The sequence below is a fragment of the Pseudomonas savastanoi genome (assembly GCF_020917325.1).
In the GTDB taxonomy this organism is placed as follows: Bacteria; Pseudomonadota; Gammaproteobacteria; order Pseudomonadales; family Pseudomonadaceae; genus Aquipseudomonas; species Aquipseudomonas amygdali.
Window position 1 is genome coordinate 5,420,136 of the sequence record NZ_CP076652.1, and the last position, 17,000, is coordinate 5,437,135.

Annotated in this window: 14 protein-coding genes; 9 read left to right on the plus strand and 5 right to left on the minus strand. The window is 59.4% G+C overall.

Going from position 1 to position 17,000, the window contains the following annotated elements:
• The first annotated feature begins 113 nt into the window (after nt 1-113).
• From KP808_RS23230 to KP808_RS23270, 9 genes are all read left to right on the plus strand, one after another.
• Nucleotides 114-1,793 carry a flavin monoamine oxidase family protein gene (locus KP808_RS23230; RefSeq protein ID WP_230017001.1) on the plus strand — a complete coding sequence of 560 codons (1,680 nt, stop codon included), beginning with the start codon at nt 114-116 and terminating at the stop codon, nt 1,791-1,793.
• Between the two features lie 15 nt (nt 1,794-1,808).
• Nucleotides 1,809-2,603 carry a carbon-nitrogen hydrolase family protein gene (locus KP808_RS23235; RefSeq protein WP_230017002.1) on the plus strand — a complete coding sequence of 265 codons (795 nt, stop codon included), beginning with the start codon at nt 1,809-1,811 and terminating at the stop codon, nt 2,601-2,603.
• A gap of 182 nt (nt 2,604-2,785) precedes the next feature.
• Nucleotides 2,786-5,095, plus strand: a complete 2,310-nt coding sequence (gene pqqF / locus KP808_RS23240; RefSeq protein WP_230017003.1) for a pyrroloquinoline quinone biosynthesis protein PqqF — start codon at nt 2,786-2,788, stop codon at nt 5,093-5,095.
• A 135-nt stretch (nt 5,096-5,230) separates the two neighbouring features.
• Entirely contained in the window at nt 5,231-5,305 is a 75-nt protein-coding gene (pqqA, locus tag KP808_RS23245) for a pyrroloquinoline quinone precursor peptide PqqA (RefSeq protein ID WP_003422658.1), read from the plus strand.
• Between the two features lie 88 nt (nt 5,306-5,393).
• Nucleotides 5,394-6,305 carry a pyrroloquinoline quinone biosynthesis protein PqqB gene (pqqB, locus tag KP808_RS23250; RefSeq protein ID WP_058401010.1) on the plus strand — a complete coding sequence of 304 codons (912 nt, stop codon included), beginning with the start codon at nt 5,394-5,396 and terminating at the stop codon, nt 6,303-6,305.
• A gap of 8 nt (nt 6,306-6,313) precedes the next feature.
• The gene (gene pqqC, locus KP808_RS23255) at nt 6,314-7,069 is read left to right on the plus strand and encodes a pyrroloquinoline-quinone synthase PqqC (protein WP_230017004.1); all 756 of its coding nucleotides are present in this window, start codon (nt 6,314-6,316) and stop codon (nt 7,067-7,069) included.
• The gene (pqqD, locus tag KP808_RS23260) at nt 7,066-7,350 is read left to right on the plus strand and encodes a pyrroloquinoline quinone biosynthesis peptide chaperone PqqD (RefSeq protein ID WP_002555562.1); all 285 of its coding nucleotides are present in this window, start codon (nt 7,066-7,068) and stop codon (nt 7,348-7,350) included. Before pqqC ends, pqqD begins: the two co-directional genes overlap by 4 nt.
• Nucleotides 7,343-8,512, plus strand: a complete 1,170-nt coding sequence (pqqE, locus tag KP808_RS23265) for a pyrroloquinoline quinone biosynthesis protein PqqE (RefSeq protein WP_230017006.1) — start codon at nt 7,343-7,345, stop codon at nt 8,510-8,512. The genes pqqD and pqqE overlap by 8 nt, the downstream gene beginning before the upstream one ends.
• Nucleotides 8,475-10,301 (plus strand): S9 family peptidase, encoded by a 1,827-nt coding sequence (locus tag KP808_RS23270; protein WP_230017007.1) that lies wholly within the window; start codon nt 8,475-8,477, stop codon nt 10,299-10,301. Before pqqE ends, KP808_RS23270 begins: the two co-directional genes overlap by 38 nt.
• Before the next feature lie 55 nt (nt 10,302-10,356).
• Here KP808_RS23270 and KP808_RS23275 read toward each other — a convergent pair whose 3' ends face one another.
• From KP808_RS23275 to KP808_RS23295, 5 genes are all read right to left on the minus strand, one after another.
• Nucleotides 10,357-10,518, minus strand: coding sequence for a YqaE/Pmp3 family membrane protein (locus KP808_RS23275; RefSeq protein WP_002555565.1), 162 nt, complete (start codon nt 10,516-10,518; stop codon nt 10,357-10,359).
• A gap of 403 nt (nt 10,519-10,921) precedes the next feature.
• Nucleotides 10,922-12,700, minus strand: coding sequence for an acyl-CoA dehydrogenase C-terminal domain-containing protein (locus tag KP808_RS23280; protein WP_122280271.1), 1,779 nt, complete (start codon nt 12,698-12,700; stop codon nt 10,922-10,924).
• 169 nt (nt 12,701-12,869) lie between these two features.
• A complete protein-coding gene (locus tag KP808_RS23285) occupies nt 12,870-14,168 on the minus strand; it encodes a GGDEF domain-containing protein (protein ID WP_058409541.1) in 1,299 nt (432 codons plus the stop codon).
• A gap of 376 nt (nt 14,169-14,544) precedes the next feature.
• A complete protein-coding gene (locus tag KP808_RS23290) occupies nt 14,545-16,350 on the minus strand; it encodes a phenylacyl-CoA dehydrogenase (protein WP_230017009.1) in 1,806 nt (601 codons plus the stop codon).
• A gap of 348 nt (nt 16,351-16,698) precedes the next feature.
• On the minus strand, nt 16,699-16,995 hold the full coding sequence (locus KP808_RS23295; RefSeq protein WP_054985662.1) for a hypothetical protein: 297 nt from the start codon (nt 16,993-16,995) through the stop codon (nt 16,699-16,701).
• Nucleotides 16,996-17,000 lie beyond the last annotated feature (5 nt).

Genomic DNA, 17,000 nt, shown 5'->3' on the forward strand with positions numbered 1-17,000 from the left:
CAGGCTCGTCATTTAGCACAAACAAACAGCATAACGACGACACTTTGCGTCTTATTTACGTGCTCACCCTTCTCTAGACTGTTGTTTTTCGCCGTTGCCCATCAAGGTCCGTCATGAAGAACAACCGTCACCCTGCCAACGGCAAAAAGCCGATCACCATGTTCGGCCCCGACTTCCCCTTCGCCTTCGATGACTGGATCGAACACCCGAAAGGTCTGGGCAGTATCCCGACTGAAAATCATGGCGCGGAAGTGGCAATTATCGGTGCCGGTATCGCCGGGCTGGTGGCGGCCTACGAGCTGATGAAGATGGGCCTCAAGCCAGTGGTGTACGAAGCCTCCAAGATGGGTGGGCGGTTACGGTCGCAAGAGTTTGAAGGTGCCAAAGGCATCGTTGCCGAACTGGGCGGCATGCGTTTTCCGGTGTCATCGACCGCTTTCTTTCACTACGTCGACAAACTGGGCCTTGAGTCCAGGCCCTTTCCCAACCCGTTGACCGCCGCTTCAGGCAGCACCGTCATCGACCTGGAAGGCACCACCTATTACGCACAAATGCTATCGGATCTGCCCGCGCTGTTTCAGGAAGTGGCCGACGCCTGGGCCGACGCACTGGAAAGCGGCTCGCAGTTCGGTGACATCCAGCAGGCTATCCGTGACCGTGATGTGCCGCGCCTCAAAGAGCTGTGGAACAAGCTGGTGCCGCTGTGGGATGACCGCACCTTCTACGATTTCGTCGCGACGTCCAAGGCCTTCGCCAAACTGTCTTTCTATCATCGCGAGGTGTTCGGTCAGGTAGGCTTCGGCACCGGCGGCTGGGACTCGGATTTCCCCAACTCGATGCTGGAAATCTTCCGCGTGGTGATGACCAATTGCGATGAGCACCAGCACCTGATAGTCGGCGGCGTGCAGCAGGTGCCGGTCGGTTTGTGGAGCCATGTGCCCGAGCGTTGCGCACACTGGCCCAAGGGCACCAGCCTGTCTTCGCTGCACCGTGGCGCACCGCGTCCTGGCGTAAAACGTATTGCTCGGGCCGAGGACGGAAGCTTTTCCGTGACTGACAACTGGGGCGACACCCGGCAATACGCAGCCGTGCTGACCACCTGCCAGAGCTGGCTGCTGACCACGCAGATCGAATGCGAAGAATCGTTGTTCTCGCAAAAAATGTGGATGGCCCTGGACCGCACCCGCTACATGCAATCCTCGAAGACTTTCGTGATGGTCGACCGTCCGTTCTGGAAAGACAAAGACCCGGAAACCGGTCGCGACCTGATGAGCATGACCCTCACCGATCGCCTGACCCGTGGCACGTACCTGTTCGATAACGGTGACGACAAGCCGGGCGTGATCTGCCTGTCTTACTCGTGGATGAGCGATGCGCTGAAGATGCTGCCGCAGCCTATCGAGAAGCGTGTGAAGCTGGCGCTTGATGCGCTGAAGAAGATCTATCCGAAAGTGGACATCGCGGCGCGCATCATCGGCGACCCGATCACAGTTTCGTGGGAGGCCGACCCGCACTTCCTGGGTGCATTCAAGGGTGCGCTGCCGGGGCATTACCGCTATAACCAGCGCATGTACGCGCACTTCATGCAGCAGGACATGCCCAGCGAACAGCGCGGCATGTTCATAGCCGGTGATGATGTATCCTGGACACCGGCCTGGGTTGAAGGCGCAGTGCAGACTTCGCTCAACGCCGTGTGGGGCATCATGAACCACTTCGGTGGCAAGACTCACGCCGAGAACCCAGGCCCCGGTGACGTGTTCCATGAAATCGGCCCGATTGCACTGGGCGACTGACAGAAGGAAGCTCCCATGCGCATTGCGCTGTATCAATGCTCGCCGTTGCCGCTGGATGTCAGCGGCAACCTGACGCGTCTGGAACACCAGGCCCAGACTGCCGCAGAGCAAGGGGCACAGCTGCTCATCTGCCCGGAAATGTTCCTGACTGGCTACAACATCGGAGCCCAGGCAGTCAGTGAGCTGGCGCAAGCGCAGGACGGTCCGGCGGCGACACGCATTGCCGCCATCGCGCAAGCCAGCGGCATTGCGATTCTGTACGGCTACCCGGAGCGCAGGCCTGATCAGCAGATCTACAACGCCGTGCAGTTGATCGACAGCCAGGGCACACGTCTGTGCAACTACCGCAAGACCCATCTGTTCAGTGAGCTGGACAGGTCGATGTTCGCAGCAGGCGAGGATCATTACCCGGTGGTCGAATTGAACGGCTGGCGTCTGGGCATGTTGATTTGCTACGACGTGGAGTTTCCTGAAAACACCCGTCGGCTCGCGCTGGCAGGGGCCGAGCTGATACTGGTGCCGACCGCGAACATGCTGCCTTACGACTTTGTCTGTGAAGTGACCGTACGGGCGCGAGCGTTCGAGAACCACTGCTATGTGGTGTACGCCAACTATTGCGGCAGCGAAGGCGAGATTCGTTACTGCGGGCTCAGCAGCATCTGCGCACCGGACGGCAGCCGCCCGTTGCTGGCAGGTCAGGACGAAGGCTTGCTGGTGGGGACGCTGGACAGGGCACTGCTGGCCCAGGCCAGGACGGTGAACGACTATTTCGTTGATCGTCGGCCAGGGCTGTATACGTCGCTGACTTGATCCCGAGGCGTCACGCTCGGCGCTCCTACACTGGAGTGACGATCTCGACTATCGTGCGACGCTCCGCGTCGGCATGCAGTTCTGGACGCTCCGCGTCCTGCCTTGGTTCAGCCATGCTCGCGAACTTCGCCGGTTATCCGCTAGCATGATGCTTTGCATTCCCTGCCGCCGTGGACACCCTCATGCCTGCCCCGCCTTCCTCTGACATCAAACGCCTAACGCTGGCCAACGGCCTGAATGTGGTGCTGTGTCACGAACCGCGCCTCAAGCGCTGCGCAGCTTCATTGCGCGTAGCGGCGGGCAGCCATGATGCGCCGAAGGCCTGGCCGGGGCTGGCGCATTTTCTGGAGCATCTGTTGTTCCTCGGCACCGAGCGCTTCCCTGCCAGCGAAAACCTGATGACGTTCGTGCAGCGCCATGGCGGTCAGGTCAATGCCAGCACACGCGAACGCACCACTGACTTCTTCTTTGAGCTGCCGCAGGCGGTCTTTGCCCAAGGGCTGGAGCGACTGTGCGACATGCTTGCCCGGCCGCGCATGACCATGGCCGATCAACTGCGCGAGCGCGAAGTGCTGCACGCCGAGTTCATCGCCTGGGTCGGCGATAGCGCAGCACGCGATCAGGCGCGCCGGCTGGCATCGATCAATCCACAGCATCCGCTGCGCGGCTTTCATGCGGGCAATCGTTACAGCCTGTCAGTGCCCAACCCCGCGTTTCAACAGGCGTTGCAGGACTTTTATCGATGCTTCTATCAGGCCGGACAGATGACCCTGTGCCTGAGTGGGCCGCTACCAATCGCCGAGCTGGAAACGCTGGCAATCAACCATGGCGCAATGTTCGCCAGTGGTGTGAAGGTCATACAGCAACCGCCTCCAACGCTGATTGCCAATCGACCAAAGGCTGACGAGCAAAACCACCTGCTGTTTGCCTTTGAGGACTTGCCGGAAAAGTCTGACGAAGCGGTGGCGTTCTTCTGTCACTGGCTTAATGCAGCTCAGCCGGGCGGACTGATTGCCGAGCTGGCCGACAGGGGCTTTGCCAGCTCCCTGAAAGCTGCACCGCTGTACCAGTTCGGCGGGCAGCTCTTGCTGGATATCGAATTGAAAGATGCCCTCACGAACACTCTCACTCTCAACAGCCTGTTTTTCAGCTGGCTCGATTTTTTCAAGGCTCACTGGCCGGTACTGGTCGAGCAATATCAACGCCTCGAACAGCGCCGCCTGCACATGCTCGGTGCGTTGGCGCTGGCACATCATTACTGTCGCAAGACGCCTGCACAGTTAAGCGAGCAAGGCAAAGAGGCATTGCGCGTGCTGCTTGAACACTTCACGCCCGACGCGCTGGTCAGCTTCGCCATTTCCGACCATCACAGCATTGAGCAGGTCAATTGGCGTTTGCCAGCGCCGAATCCGTTTCTCGGTACGGTACTCAACAACAGCGATGAAGCCGCGTTTTATCTGCGTTGGGAACTGCCCTCCCCGCAGCCAGCTCTCTGGCGGATGCTCGATGCAGGGCTCAAGCCATTGATCGAAGACGCACGTCAGGCTGGTGTGGCCCTGACGTTCAGTGCTTACGGGCCTTATTGGCAGCTTCAACTGAACGGCCTGCTCGAGCCGATGGTTGCGGTTATCGAACACGCTCTGCATCGCTTGCAGCACCCTGAGCCCGCATCGCTGGCAGGCGACGAGTCTGAGTTGATTCCGATTCGTCAGTTGCTCAAACAGCTTGCCGATCATTACCTGAGCAGCGAACCGCAACTGACGGTTGGCGATCTGCCGAACGTATGGGCGGCTTCGCGCTGGACCAGCTTCGCCAGTGGCTTGTGTGCGGCCAGCCAGCCCCTGATAGACGCCACATTGAAAGCAGCACCGGGCGTTCGGCAACCAGACTCACCAACGCTGCCCGCCACTCGCCCTGGCAAGCGCTGGGCGACTGAAGCATCTTCCTCGTCGGAAGACGCGGTGCTGGTGTTTTGCCCGGCCCCTACGGCCTCCATTGCAGATGAAGCTGCCTGGCGGCTGCTCGCACACGTATCACAAGCGCCCTTCTACCAGCGGCTGCGGGTCGAACTGCAGTTGGGTTACGCCGTGTTCAGTGGCATCAGGCAGATCAACGGAAGAACCGGGCTACTGTTTGGCGTTCAATCGCCCTCATGCGACGCAGAGCAACTTTTTCAGCACATTGAAGCGTTCATCGGCAGATTGCCCGAGCGGGTTCGCGACGCAGATCTGCCTGAGCAGATAAAAGCCCTTTCAGCCCAATTCGAGCCGTCGAGCATGCCGGACCAGCAGCAGGCAGACATGCAGTGGCAAGCGCATCTTGCCGGGCATCAGGGTAGCCATTCGCAGGCGTTGCAACGCGCTCTGTCAAATCTGGATACACACTCGTTACTCGCTGCTGCGGAGCAACTGACCAATGCCACTGGCGGCTGGCTGATCGTGGCCAATCGCCCTGCCAGCGCGGCCATCCCGCTATCCTTACCTGAACGGTAATGGTCTTTCCTGCAGATTCCAGTCCTGCACAATTGTTAAATTGAGTAACATAGCTCCCTAACTATCTGAACGTATGCCTTCAGCGATGCACTAAGATGTAGTCACCAACCGCAGCACTTATCCGAGGAGATTTTTATGTCGTGGACTAAACCTGCTTACACTGATCTGCGTATCGGTTTTGAAGTCACCATGTACTTCGCAAGCCGTTGATTTCAGTGCGCTGTGAAGCCTCGGTTCGCCGGGGCTTTTTTTATGGTTGTGGCTGTTTTTTATTTCAGAACGTGTGCCAGGAGCTGTCATGTACATCCAGATTCTAGGTTCTGCTGCTGGCGGTGGATTCCCCCAGTGGAACTGCAACTGCGTCAATTGCGCAGGTTTTCGCGACGGCAGCCTGCGTGCCCATGCGCGGACCCAGTCGTCCATTGCGCTGTCCGACGACGGCATAAACTGGGTGCTGTGCAACGCCTCACCGGATATCCGTGCGCAACTGCAGGGCTTTGCGCCGATGCAGCCGGGGCGCGCATTGCGCGACACCGGCATCAGCGCGATCGTGTTGATGGACAGCCAGATCGACCACACCACCGGTTTGCTCAGCCTGCGCGAAGGCTGCCCGCACCAGGTCTGGTGTACCGACATGGTCCATGAAGACCTGAGCACCGGCTTCCCGCTGTTCGAAATGCTCAAGCACTGGAACGGCGGCCTGAACTGGAATCGTATCGAGCTGCAAGGCAGCTTCGTGATCCCCGCCTGCCCGAATCTGCGCTTCACGCCATTCCCGCTGCGCAGCGCCGCACCACCATATTCGCCACACCGTTTCGACCCGCACCCGGGCGACAACATCGGCCTGCTGGTCGAAGATACCCGCACCGGCGGCAAGCTGTTCTACGCGCCGGGCCTGGGCAAGGTCGATGAAGCGCTGGCCGAGAAAATGCGTGATGCCGACTGCCTGCTGGTCGACGGCACAATGTGGGATGACGACGAAATGCAGCGCCGTGGCGTCGGCACGCGAACCGGCAGGGAAATGGGCCATCTGGCGCAGAACGGCCCCGGCGGCATGCTGGAAGTGCTCGAAGGCTTCCCCGAGCAGCGCAAGGTGCTTATCCATATCAACAACACCAACCCGATTCTCGACGAAGACTCCCCGGAACGCGCGGAGCTGGTTCGTCGCAACGTCGAAGTGGCCTTCGACGGCATGAGCATCGAGCTTTAGGAGCTGACATGAGCGAATCGACTGCGCTGTCCCCCGCCGAATTCGAACAGGCCTTGCGCGCCAAGGGCGCCTATTACCACATCTACCACCCGTTCCATGTGGCGATGTACGAGGGCCGCGCGACCCGCGAGCAGATTCAGGGCTGGGTCGCCAACCGCTTCTACTATCAGGTGAACATTCCGCTCAAGGACGCAGCGATTCTGGCCAACTGTCCGGATCGCGAGATCCGTCGCGAGTGGATTCAGCGCTTGCTTGACCATGACGGTGCGCCCGGCGAAGACGGCGGCATCGAGGCCTGGCTGCGCCTCGGCCAGGCCGTGGGGCTGGACCCGGACCAACTGCGCTCGCAGGAACTGGTGCTGCCGGGTGTACGTTTTGCCGTTGACGCTTACGTAAATTTCGCCCGCCGCGCCAACTGGCAGGAAGCGGCCAGCAGCTCGCTGACCGAACTGTTCGCACCGCAGATCCACCAGTCACGCCTGGACAGCTGGCCGCAGCATTACCCGTGGATCGACCCGGCCGGCTACGAGTATTTCCGCACTCGCCTGGGCCAGGCCCGACGCGACGTGGAACACGGCCTCGCCATCACGTTACAGCACTACACTACGTATGAAGGCCAGCAGCGCATGCTGGAAATCCTGCAGTTCAAGCTCGATATCCTGTGGAGCATGCTCGATGCGATGTCCATGGCCTACGAGTTGAACCGCCCGCCGTATCACAGCGTTACAGACAAAAAGGTCTGGCATAAGGGGATTACGCTATGAAGCACGATCCGCAGTTCCGAGCGTTGACACCCAAATGGCATCAAGGCTATCGCTTTCAGTACGAGCCTGCGCAAAAGGCGCATGTGGTGCTTTACCCTGAGGGCATGATCAAACTCAATGATAGCGCTGCCCTGATTGGCGGGCTGATCGATGGCAAGCGCACCATCACCGCCATCATTCATGAGCTTCAGCAGCAGTTCCCCAATGTTCCCGAACTGGGCATGGACGTAGACGAGTTCATGGAAGGCGCCAAAAAGAAAAACTGGATCGATCTTGTCTGACCTGGCCCCCGTCACCAACACCCCGTACATACCGCCCACTCCCGAGGTCGGGCTGCCCCTGTGGCTGCTCGCCGAGCTGACCTATCGCTGCCCGTTGCAATGCCCGTATTGTTCCAACCCGCTGGACTTCGCCAAACAGGGCCAGGAACTGACCACCGAGCAGTGGTTCAAGGTCATGCAGGAAGCGCGGGAGATGGGTGCGGCGCAGATCGGCTTTTCCGGCGGCGAACCGCTGGTGCGCCAGGACCTTGCCGAGTTGATCGCCGAGGCGCGGCGTCTGGGTTTCTACACCAACCTGATCACCTCGGGCATCGGCCTTACCGAAGAAAAGATCATCGCCTTCAAGGAAGCAGGCCTGGACCACATCCAGATCAGCTTTCAGGCCAGCGACGAGCAGGTCAACAACATGCTCGCCGGCTCGAAAAAAGCCTTCGCGCAAAAGCTGGAAATGGCCCGCGCGGTGAAAAAGCACGGCTATCCGATGGTGCTGAATTTCGTCACCCATCGGCACAACATCGACCGGATCGACAAGATCATCGAGCTGTGTCTGGCGCTTGAAGCGGACTTCGTCGAACTGGCCACCTGTCAGTTCTATGGCTGGGCGCACCTGAATCGCCTCGGCCTGCTGCCGACCAAAGATCAACTGGTCCGCGCCGAAGCCGTTACCAACGAATACCGCGCCCGTCTGGAGGCAGAGAATCATCCGTGCAAGCTGATTTTCGTCACGCCTGATTATTACGAAGAGCGTCCCAAGGCGTGCATGAACGGCTGGGGCAATATCTTCCTGACCGTGACACCAGATGGCACCGCACTGCCCTGCCACGGCGCACGGCAGATGCCGATCCAGTTCCCCAACGTGCGCGACCACAGCATGCAGCACATCTGGTACGACTCGTTTGGCTTCAATCGCTTTCGCGGTTACGACTGGATGCCAGAGCCATGTCGCTCGTGTGACGAAAAGGAAAAGGACTTCGGCGGATGTCGCTGTCAGGCTTTCATGCTGACTGGCGACGCCGCCAACGCCGACCCGGTGTGCAGCAAGTCCTACCATCACGGGATCATCACTCAGGCTCGTGACGAGTCCGAAACCGCTACTCAAACCATTGAAGAGCTGGCCTTTCGTAATGACCGAAACTCACGACTCATCGCAAAATCCTCCTGAACGCCTGAGCGCCGCACAAGCGGTTGCCGCAGGCGTCGACTTCGCCGAACTGGATGTCAGTTCGGCAGGCCTGTTCTGGAACGAATACCGACCCGAAGACGGTGCCTGTCGTATCTGGCACTGGTACGCGAACAGCAAGCGCTGCCTGACGCCACAAGGCTTCAGCGTTCGCAGCCGGGTGTATGAATACGGTGGTGGTTCGTTCTGTCTGGCCGACGACGCGCTAGTGTTCGTCAATGAGCGCGACCAGCAATTGTACCGCCAGGCGCTGGACGCCAGCGAGCCAGTAGCGCTGACCGAGGGCGACAAGCGTTACGGCGGCCTGTTCTTCAGCGGTGGTCAGATTCTCGCCGTTGAAGAAGACCACAATACGCATCGGCTGGTCGCTATCGATCTGGCTGACGGGCAGCGCCGATTGCTGGCAGAAGGTGCTGACTTCTACGCATCGCCGATCATCAGCGCCGACGGCAAACGCTTGGCCTGGATCGAATGGCAACGCCCGCATCAACCGTGGACCAGCACCCGCTTGATGTGTGCAGCCAGGCAGGACGACGGCATCTGGGGCACTGCGCGGTGTGTTGCAGGTGAAGGCACACAAGAGTCACTGCAACAGCCACGTTTTGACGCCCAGGGTCGCCTGCATTGCCTGACTGACCGCGCGGGCTTCTGGCAGCCGTGGGGTGAATCGCCTTCCGGGGTTGCGCCGCTGCCCGCCAGCCCGGCCGATCACGCTTCCGCGCCTTGGCAACTGGGCAGCTGCACCTGGCTGCCGATCAACGATGGCTATCTGGCGAGCTGGATCGAAGACGGCTCCAGTGTTCTGGGGCTTTGTCAGGCTGACGGCAGCGTCGAGGATTTCAGCGTTGGTTACAGCCGCTTTCGCAGCCTCGCCATTGACGAAGAGTTCGTCTATTGCATCGCGGCATCCGCGGTGAGCACATCTGCCGTACTGGCTATTTCTCGCCATGACGCCGGTGTGCAGGTGCTTGCCGGGGGAGGCTCGCCGCTGCCGCCCGAACTGATCAGCCGCCCTCAGCCGCTGCGTTATCCCAGCGGTGGAGCCGAGGCCTACGGCTATTTCTACCCGGCCATGACCGGCGCGCAAAAGCCGCCACTGGTGGTGTTCATCCACGGCGGCCCGACTTCCGCCTGCTACCCGGTGCTGGACCCGCGTATTCAATACTGGACACACCGCGGCTTCGCCGTGGCAGACCTCAATTATCGCGGCAGCAGCGGCTACGGTCGCGTCTACCGGCAAGGCCTGCACCTGACATGGGGCGTGGCGGACGTGGAAGACGCCTGTGCGGTTGTCACGCATCTGGCGGGGCGTGGCCTGATTGACCAAGGACAGGCCTTCATTCGCGGCGGCAGCGCAGGCGGTTACACCACGCTTTGTGCATTGGCCTTCAAGGATGTGTTTCGTGCAGGGGCCAGTCTGTATGGTGTCAGCGACCCGGTGGCGCTGGCCAGGGCCACGCATAAATTCGAGGGCGATTACCTGGACTGGCTGATCGGCGACCCGGACAAGGACATCGAGCGCTACCAGGACCGAACGCCGCTGCTGCACGCAGACAGAATCAAGGTGCCGGTGATTTTCTTTCAAGGCGAGCTGGATGCCGTGGTAGTGCCCGAACAGACCCGGGCCATGCTCAAAGCCCTGCAAGACAACGGTATCAAGACTGAAGCGCACTTCTACGCAGACGAGCATCATGGATTCCGCAAAGCGAGTAACCTGGCAGATGCTCTGGAGAAGGAATGGCGTTTTTATCGGGATGTGCTTGATGCCTGATCAAGCCGTGTGATCGTTCCCGCAGCAGGGAACGATCAACGAGTGCGACAAGGTCTTACTTACGCGAGACGATGATGTAGATCGCGTGGATGATTCCCGGGATGTAACCCAGCAGGGTCAGCAGGATATTCAGCCAAAAAGCGCCAGCAAAGCCTACTTGCATGAACACGCCTACCGGGGGCAGCAGAATGGCGAAAATGATACGAATGATGTCCATGGAAAGCTCCTGATTGAATTGGCTCTGATTGGCCATACAGCTAATCGACCCTTGTCGTCGGTGAGGGTTCAACCGGCTCTGGCACGACGCCATTATTCTTTCTCGGGAGATGATTGCCACACGCATGGGTAGTGCATGCGCAAGACAGAATTCTGCGGGCAGGAAAAACCGAATCGTTAAAACGCAGACAAAGAAAACCCCGCCTAAGCGGGGCTTTCCAGACTGTTTCCCTGATTTCCCTTTCACCCCACCGTCCTGGCAGGCTTCCCTACGTGTCCCTGTTATGTCTTGTTGCGCGTCCTGCGCTACGTCCATGGGTGAAGATTAACTTTGGATCCCTTTTTTGGGAAGAGGGCAATGTCCACTACGTCGTGTAAGTTAATGCTTACACGAATTTTTCAGGTCAGAATTGTGACGCCTCCAGCAGGAACAGCGATTCGCTGCCGGCACGCACCGAAGCATCCAGCGAGTGGATACGTGGCAGCAGGCGCGCGAAGTAGAAGCGTGCGGTGCCAAGCTTGCTCGCATAGAACTCCTCCTGCTGCTCTTTACCGAGCGCTGCCTTGGCCATCATCGCCCACATGTAGGCGTAGGCGGTGTAACCAAACAGATGCAGATACTCCACGGATGCAGCGCCGATTTCATTGGGGTTGCCGCGCGAGCGGTCCAGCACCCAGCCAGTCAGCTCATCCAGCATGTTCAAGGCTTTTGCCAGCGGCTGGGTGAACTCGTTGAGTGCGCTATTTGCGCCATTGATGAACTGGCGCACTTCATCCGAAAACAACTGATAGAACGCGCCGTTCGAACCGACGATCTTGCGTCCCACCAGGTCCAGCGCCTGAATGCCGTTGGTGCCCTCGTAGATCTGCGTGATGCGCACGTCACGCACTAGTTGCTCCTGGCCCCACTCGCGGATGTAACCGTGGCCGCCGAAAACCTGCTGGCCATGCACGGTGGTTTCCAGACCGATATCACTCAGGAACGCCTTGGCGACCGGGGTCAACAGCGCCACCAGATCATCGGCACGCTTGCGCGCGATATCGTCTTCGCTGAACTTGGCGATATCCAGTTGCAGAGCTACGTAGCTGGAAAACGCCCGACCGCCTTCGTTGAACGCCTTCATGGTCAGGAGCATGCGACGCACGTCAGGATGGACGATGATCGGGTCAGCAGCCTTGTCCTTGTTCTGCGCACCGGTCGGGGCACGGCTCTGCAGACGGTCCTGCGCATACTCGACGGCGGCCTGATAAGAGCGCACGCCAGAGGCCAGGCCCTGGATACCGACGCCGAGGCGCTCGTAGTTCATCATCGTGAACATCGCCGCCAGCCCTTTGTTCGGTTCGCCGATCAGGTAACCAATGGCGTCATCGAAGTTCATCACGCAGGTCGCTGAAGCCTGGATGCCCATCTTGTGCTCGATCGAGCCACAGCTGACGGTGTTGCGCTCGCCAAGGCTGCCGTCGTCGCCGACCATGAACTTGGGCACCAGAAACAGCGAAATGCCTTTAGGCCCAGGCGGTGCATCCGGCAGCTTGGCCAAGACCAGATGAATGATGTTTTCGGTCAGGTCGTGTTCGCCGCCGGTGATGAAAATCTTGCTGCCGGTGATCTTGTAGGCACCGTCAGCCTGCGGTTCGGCCCGGGTGCGAATGATGCCCAGGTCAGTACCTGCGTGGGCCTCGGTCAGGCACATCGAACCGGCCCAGACGCCTGAATACATATTGGGCAGAAATTTGGTCTTGAGCGCTTCGCTGGCGTGGGTGTCTATCGATACGCAGGCGCCGGACGTGAGCATCGCGTACAGACCGAACGCCAGGCTGGCAGAGTTGAGCATCTCTTCGACCTGGGCCGACACCACCTTGGGCATGCCCATGCCGCCAAACTCGGGATTGCCGCCTACACCGACCCAGCCGCCCTCAGCGTAGGTCTTATAGGCCTCGGGGAAACCTGCAGGTGTGGTGACGACGGTGTCCTTCCAGTGACAGCCCTCCTCGTCACCGTTACGGCTCAGCGGCGCAATGGTCTTGCTGGTCACTTTACCGGCTTCTTCGAGAATGGCTTCGACCGTTTCAGCGTCGACTGTTTCGGCCAGCTCGGGCAGTTGAGCCCAGAGCTTTGAAACCTCGAAGACTTCATTGAGGACGAAGCGCATATCGCGCAGTGGCGCTTTGTAGTCAGCCATGGCAAACCTCGTGAACACGGAGCGAAATTCTGTTGGAGGCTGATCGATGCATGCACAGACGCAGATCAGCAGTCGAGTTTCACGAGTCTACCCGAACAACATTTCAGAGACATAGGGTCGTGTCATGACTGAATAGTCACGGCAGGTCACGGGAAATAGCAGGATTGCCTCAGGTGGCCGCTTCGGTCGTACGAACAGCACCGCGCCGGTTCAACTGCCCATAAGCGACCACGCAGTTGCGCCCGGCCCCCTTGGCCGCATACAGCGCCTGGTCAGCACTCTTGAGCACCTCTTCCGGCGTGCGATGCTCCGGCTGGCGTTCGGCAACGCCGATACTGACCGTTACCGACACGCTGCCTGCCTGCGCTCCACCACGGCGTTGTCGGCCTTGCTGATCATCCTGAGGACGACTGTCCTTGTTGCGCAGCTGAATCTCGTAATTGGCGATGGTCTCGCGAATGGCTTCCAGATGCGGCATGCATTCATCAATGCTCTTGGCGGCAAACACTATGGCGAACTCTTCGCCCCCATAGCGATACGCCTTGCCACCACCGTTGGTGATTTTCGACAGCTTGCTGGCCACCAGACGCAGCACCTGATCGCCCACATCGTGGCCGTGGGTGTCGTTGAATTTCTTGAAGTGATCGACGTCGCTCATCGCCAGCACGTAGTTGCGTCCCAGACGCTGCATGCGCTCATTGAGCGCCCGGCGACCAGGCAGTCCGGTCAGTTCATCCCGGAAGGCCATCTGATACGCCTCGTGAGCCACGGCGGCGGCAATCATCAGCATTACCTGACTGCAGAGAATATTCAGCGTGAACGGCAGGATGAAGGTTTTCGGCAGTGCCCAGAACAACCCCAGCAGGCCGACAATCTGCGCGGCGTGCAGCGGTCGCGGTTTTTCCAGGTATTGCCAGATCAACACCCCGAATGACACCAGGAACATGGCATAGGACAGCTGAATCAGACTCATCCATGCGCCATGCAGCGCAGGCCAGCGGATGTCGGCCAGCCAGACTTGCAATTCGACCGGATAACTCTGTTCAAGACCCAGTGCCACGCTGCCTACCGCCACCAATACCGCAAGCCGCGCGACCATGTCCTGAAACAGATGCGTACGCTCTTCCCACGCGGCATACAGCCCGAACAGCACCGGCAGCAGCAGGCAGACCAGGTGGAAAATCACCGCCGCATCCTCACGGACCTTGCCGTTATCACGGTAAAAGTCGGTCTGGGTATCCAGCAGGTAGTAGGCGATATACACCGTGAGCATCAGAAACAGCTCGCGCTGACGCCGGTAAACACAGCAATACGCACCGCCCAACAGCAGGACCAGCGTGGGCAGCACATTGAAAAGCGATGTGAAGAAGACGTTCAGGTCCTTTACGTACGCAGCCGCAAGCCCCGCCACCAGCAGACCCAGTGAGGGCAAAAAATGACTCAATCGCGCAGCTGATGGACGCAACAAAAGGGGTTATCTCCTACCCGGCATCTGAATGAATGGCTGGCCTGATGGCATTGTGCCCTCCGCCAGCGAACAATGCATCGGCAGGATCACTAAACGAGCTACTTTCTGTAACGGCAGGAGTTGGAAAATGTTTATTGCGGAAGTCGCGGGCGTTGGTGCTGCCTGTATCCCGGGCTGGATTGAGTGATGCGCTATGGCTGTGATGTGACGCAGAGCGTCACGAAATGCATGACCACACGGAGCGTGGGAACGAGAGTTATCCGGGGTCAGTGCTCCCCAAAGTCTCGTTGAGATTGGCGTTAACAATGAGCCAAAACGCACCCATAAAAAAACCGCCTGATCAGCGATCAGGCGGTTTTCATTACCGCAGCGAAGCTTAGTAAGCCAGGCCGAAGTCTTCCTCTTTCATGTCCATCAGGTTGGCAGCGCCCGACAGGATGGCGGCAACGTGCGTGCGAGTGCGCGGCAGGATGCGCTGGAAGTAGAAGCGCGCGGTCTGGATCTTGGCGCGGTAGAACGCCTCGTCCGATGTACCGGCAGCCAGCTTCTCGGCCGCAAGACGCGCCATGTCGGCCCAGAAGTACGCCAGGCAGGCATAGCCGGAGAACATGACGTAGTCCACCGATGCAGCACCCACTTCTTCGCGATCCTTCATCGCCGCCATACCGACTTTGAGGGTCAGGTCGCCCCACTCCTTGTTCAGCGCAGCCAGTGGCGTCACAAACTCCTGAACGACTTCGTTGCCTTCATTGCTCTGGCAGAACTTGTGAACGATCTTGGTGAAGCCCTTGAGCGCTTCGCCCTGGGTCATCAGCACCTTGCGGCCCAGCAGATCGAGCGCCTGGATACCGGTGGTGCCTTCGTACAGCATCGAAATCCGGCTGTCGCGAACGTTCTGCTCCATGCCCCACTCGGCAATGAAACCGTGACCGCCGTAGATCTGCACACCGTGGTTGGCGGCTTCAAAGCCCACTTCGGTCATGAAGGCCTTGGCAATCGGCGTCATGAACGCCAGCAAGGCGTCGGCGGCTTTCTTTTGCTCCGGGTCTTCGCTGTACTTGACGATATCGACCTGTTTGGCCGTGAAATACACCATGGCACGCGTGCCTTCGGCAAAGGCCTTCATGGTCAACAGCATGCGGCGCACATCTGGATGGACGATGATCGGGTCAGCGGCCTTGTCCGGTGCTTTAGGGCCGGTCAGCGAACGCATCTGCAGACGGTCACGGGCATATTGCAGGCCACCCTGGAAAGCCAGTTCGGCATGCGCCAGACCTTGCAGTGCAGTGCCCAGACGCGCGGTGTTCATGAACGTGAACATGCAGTTCAGGCCCTTGTTCGCCGGGCCGATCAGGTAGCCGGTAGCGCCGTCGAAGTTCATCACGCAGGTAGCGTTGCCGTGGATGCCCATCTTGTGTTCGATGGAGCCACAGTTAACCGCGTTGCGCTCACCGATGCTGCCATCAGCCGCTGAGAGGAACTTGGGCACGATGAACAGCGAAATGCCTTTGGTGCCAGCCGGTGCGTCCGGCAGGCGCGCCAGCACGATGTGGACGATGTTATCGGCCATGTCGTGTTCGCCGGCGGAAATGAAAATCTTGGTGCCGGTAACCTTGTAAGTCCCGTCAGCCTGAGGTTCAGCCCTGGTGCGCAGCATGCCCAGGTCAGTGCCGCAGTGAGATTCGGTCAGGCACATGGTGCCGGTCCATTCGCCGGAGACCAGCTTGGTCAGGTAGGCGTCCTGCTGCTCGGGGGTGCCGTGCTCGGAAATGGTGTTCATCGCACCATGCGACAGGCCAGGGTACATGCCCCACGACCAGTTCGCTTCGCCGACCATCTCGCTCACCGCCAGACCCAGCGACTCGGGCAAGCCCTGGCCGCCATGCGCAACGTCATGCGCCAGACTCGGCCAGCCGCCCTCGACAAATTGCTTGTAAGCCTGTTTGAAACCGGTCGGAGTCTTCACGCCCGACTCGCTCCAGGTGCAGCCCTCGGTATCGCCCACCCGGTTCAGCGGTGCCAGAACCTGCTCGCAGAACTTGGCACCCTCTTCGAGAATGGCGTCGACCATGTCGGGGGTGGCGTCATGACAGGCTGGCAGACTTTGATAGTGCGCTTCATAACCGAGCAGCTCATCACGGACGAAACGAATATCACGCAAGGGGGCCTTGTAGTCAGGCATAGCGATAAACCTCTGCTGATGAATCCTGGAACGAATGACCGGGCGGTCGCTGAAAGCATAGCCTCAAGCACCAGACAATCTCGTATGCCTTGCGGTCAAACAGGTGTTTGAAACATACGTTTACGCCTAAACCTTGTCAATAGCGAAGCGCGCACCATTCGTCCACCCTGCTCTACAGACCGCGCAGGCAAAAGGATCAGGCGCAGGAAAAACGTAAGCGCAAGTTTAGTCGAGGGCGGAAGGTGTTACGGGGGCGATACAGGAGGGTGATGGCGGGCAATTCAGCAAACGACGCCGTGCAGGTGTGGCACGGCGTGGGCGTTACACGAAGCTTTAGAACACAGGATGTTAAGCGTAAGTGTCGATCAGAGTGCCAAGCGCTTCGTCGCTGGCCTTTTGAACCGCAACCCCGGCTTCGACCTGAGTCTTGCCGGCGTTGAGCTCGACAATATTGGCAGACAGGTCAGAACGCTGGCTGCGATCAACAGAGCGCAGGTTTTCGAGCTGAAAGTCAGAAGACTGACTTCTGCCCGACACTTCGATGTTGGAGCTGGCGATCTGGGTGGCCGCCTGATCCACACGACCTTGCCCGACCTGCATAGCGCTCAGGCCCGGGTAGAGGGTGTTGTTCATGGTGATTTGCATAAGCC

Excerpts from the sequence above, each read along its gene's own strand:
- KP808_RS23230 (WP_230017001.1), top strand. The coding sequence starts at position 114 with ATGAAGAACAACCGTCACCCTGCCAACGGCAAAAAGCCGATCACCATG.
- KP808_RS23235 (WP_230017002.1), top strand. The coding sequence starts at position 1,809 with ATGCGCATTGCGCTGTATCAATGCTCGCCGTTGCCGCTGGATGTCAGC.
- pqqF (WP_230017003.1), top strand. The coding sequence starts at position 2,786 with ATGCCTGCCCCGCCTTCCTCTGACATCAAACGCCTAACGCTGGCCAAC.
- pqqB (WP_058401010.1), top strand. The coding sequence starts at position 5,394 with ATGTACATCCAGATTCTAGGTTCTGCTGCTGGCGGTGGATTCCCCCAG.
- pqqC (WP_230017004.1), top strand. The coding sequence starts at position 6,314 with ATGAGCGAATCGACTGCGCTGTCCCCCGCCGAATTCGAACAGGCCTTG.
- pqqD (WP_002555562.1), top strand. The coding sequence starts at position 7,066 with ATGAAGCACGATCCGCAGTTCCGAGCGTTGACACCCAAATGGCATCAA.
- KP808_RS23270 (WP_230017007.1), top strand. The coding sequence starts at position 8,475 with ATGACCGAAACTCACGACTCATCGCAAAATCCTCCTGAACGCCTGAGC.
- KP808_RS23275 (WP_002555565.1), bottom strand. The coding sequence starts at position 10,518 with ATGGACATCATTCGTATCATTTTCGCCATTCTGCTGCCCCCGGTAGGC.
- KP808_RS23280 (WP_122280271.1), bottom strand. The coding sequence starts at position 12,700 with ATGGCTGACTACAAAGCGCCACTGCGCGATATGCGCTTCGTCCTCAAT.
- KP808_RS23290 (WP_230017009.1), bottom strand. The coding sequence starts at position 16,350 with ATGCCTGACTACAAGGCCCCCTTGCGTGATATTCGTTTCGTCCGTGAT.
- KP808_RS23295 (WP_054985662.1), bottom strand. The coding sequence starts at position 16,995 with ATGCAAATCACCATGAACAACACCCTCTACCCGGGCCTGAGCGCTATG.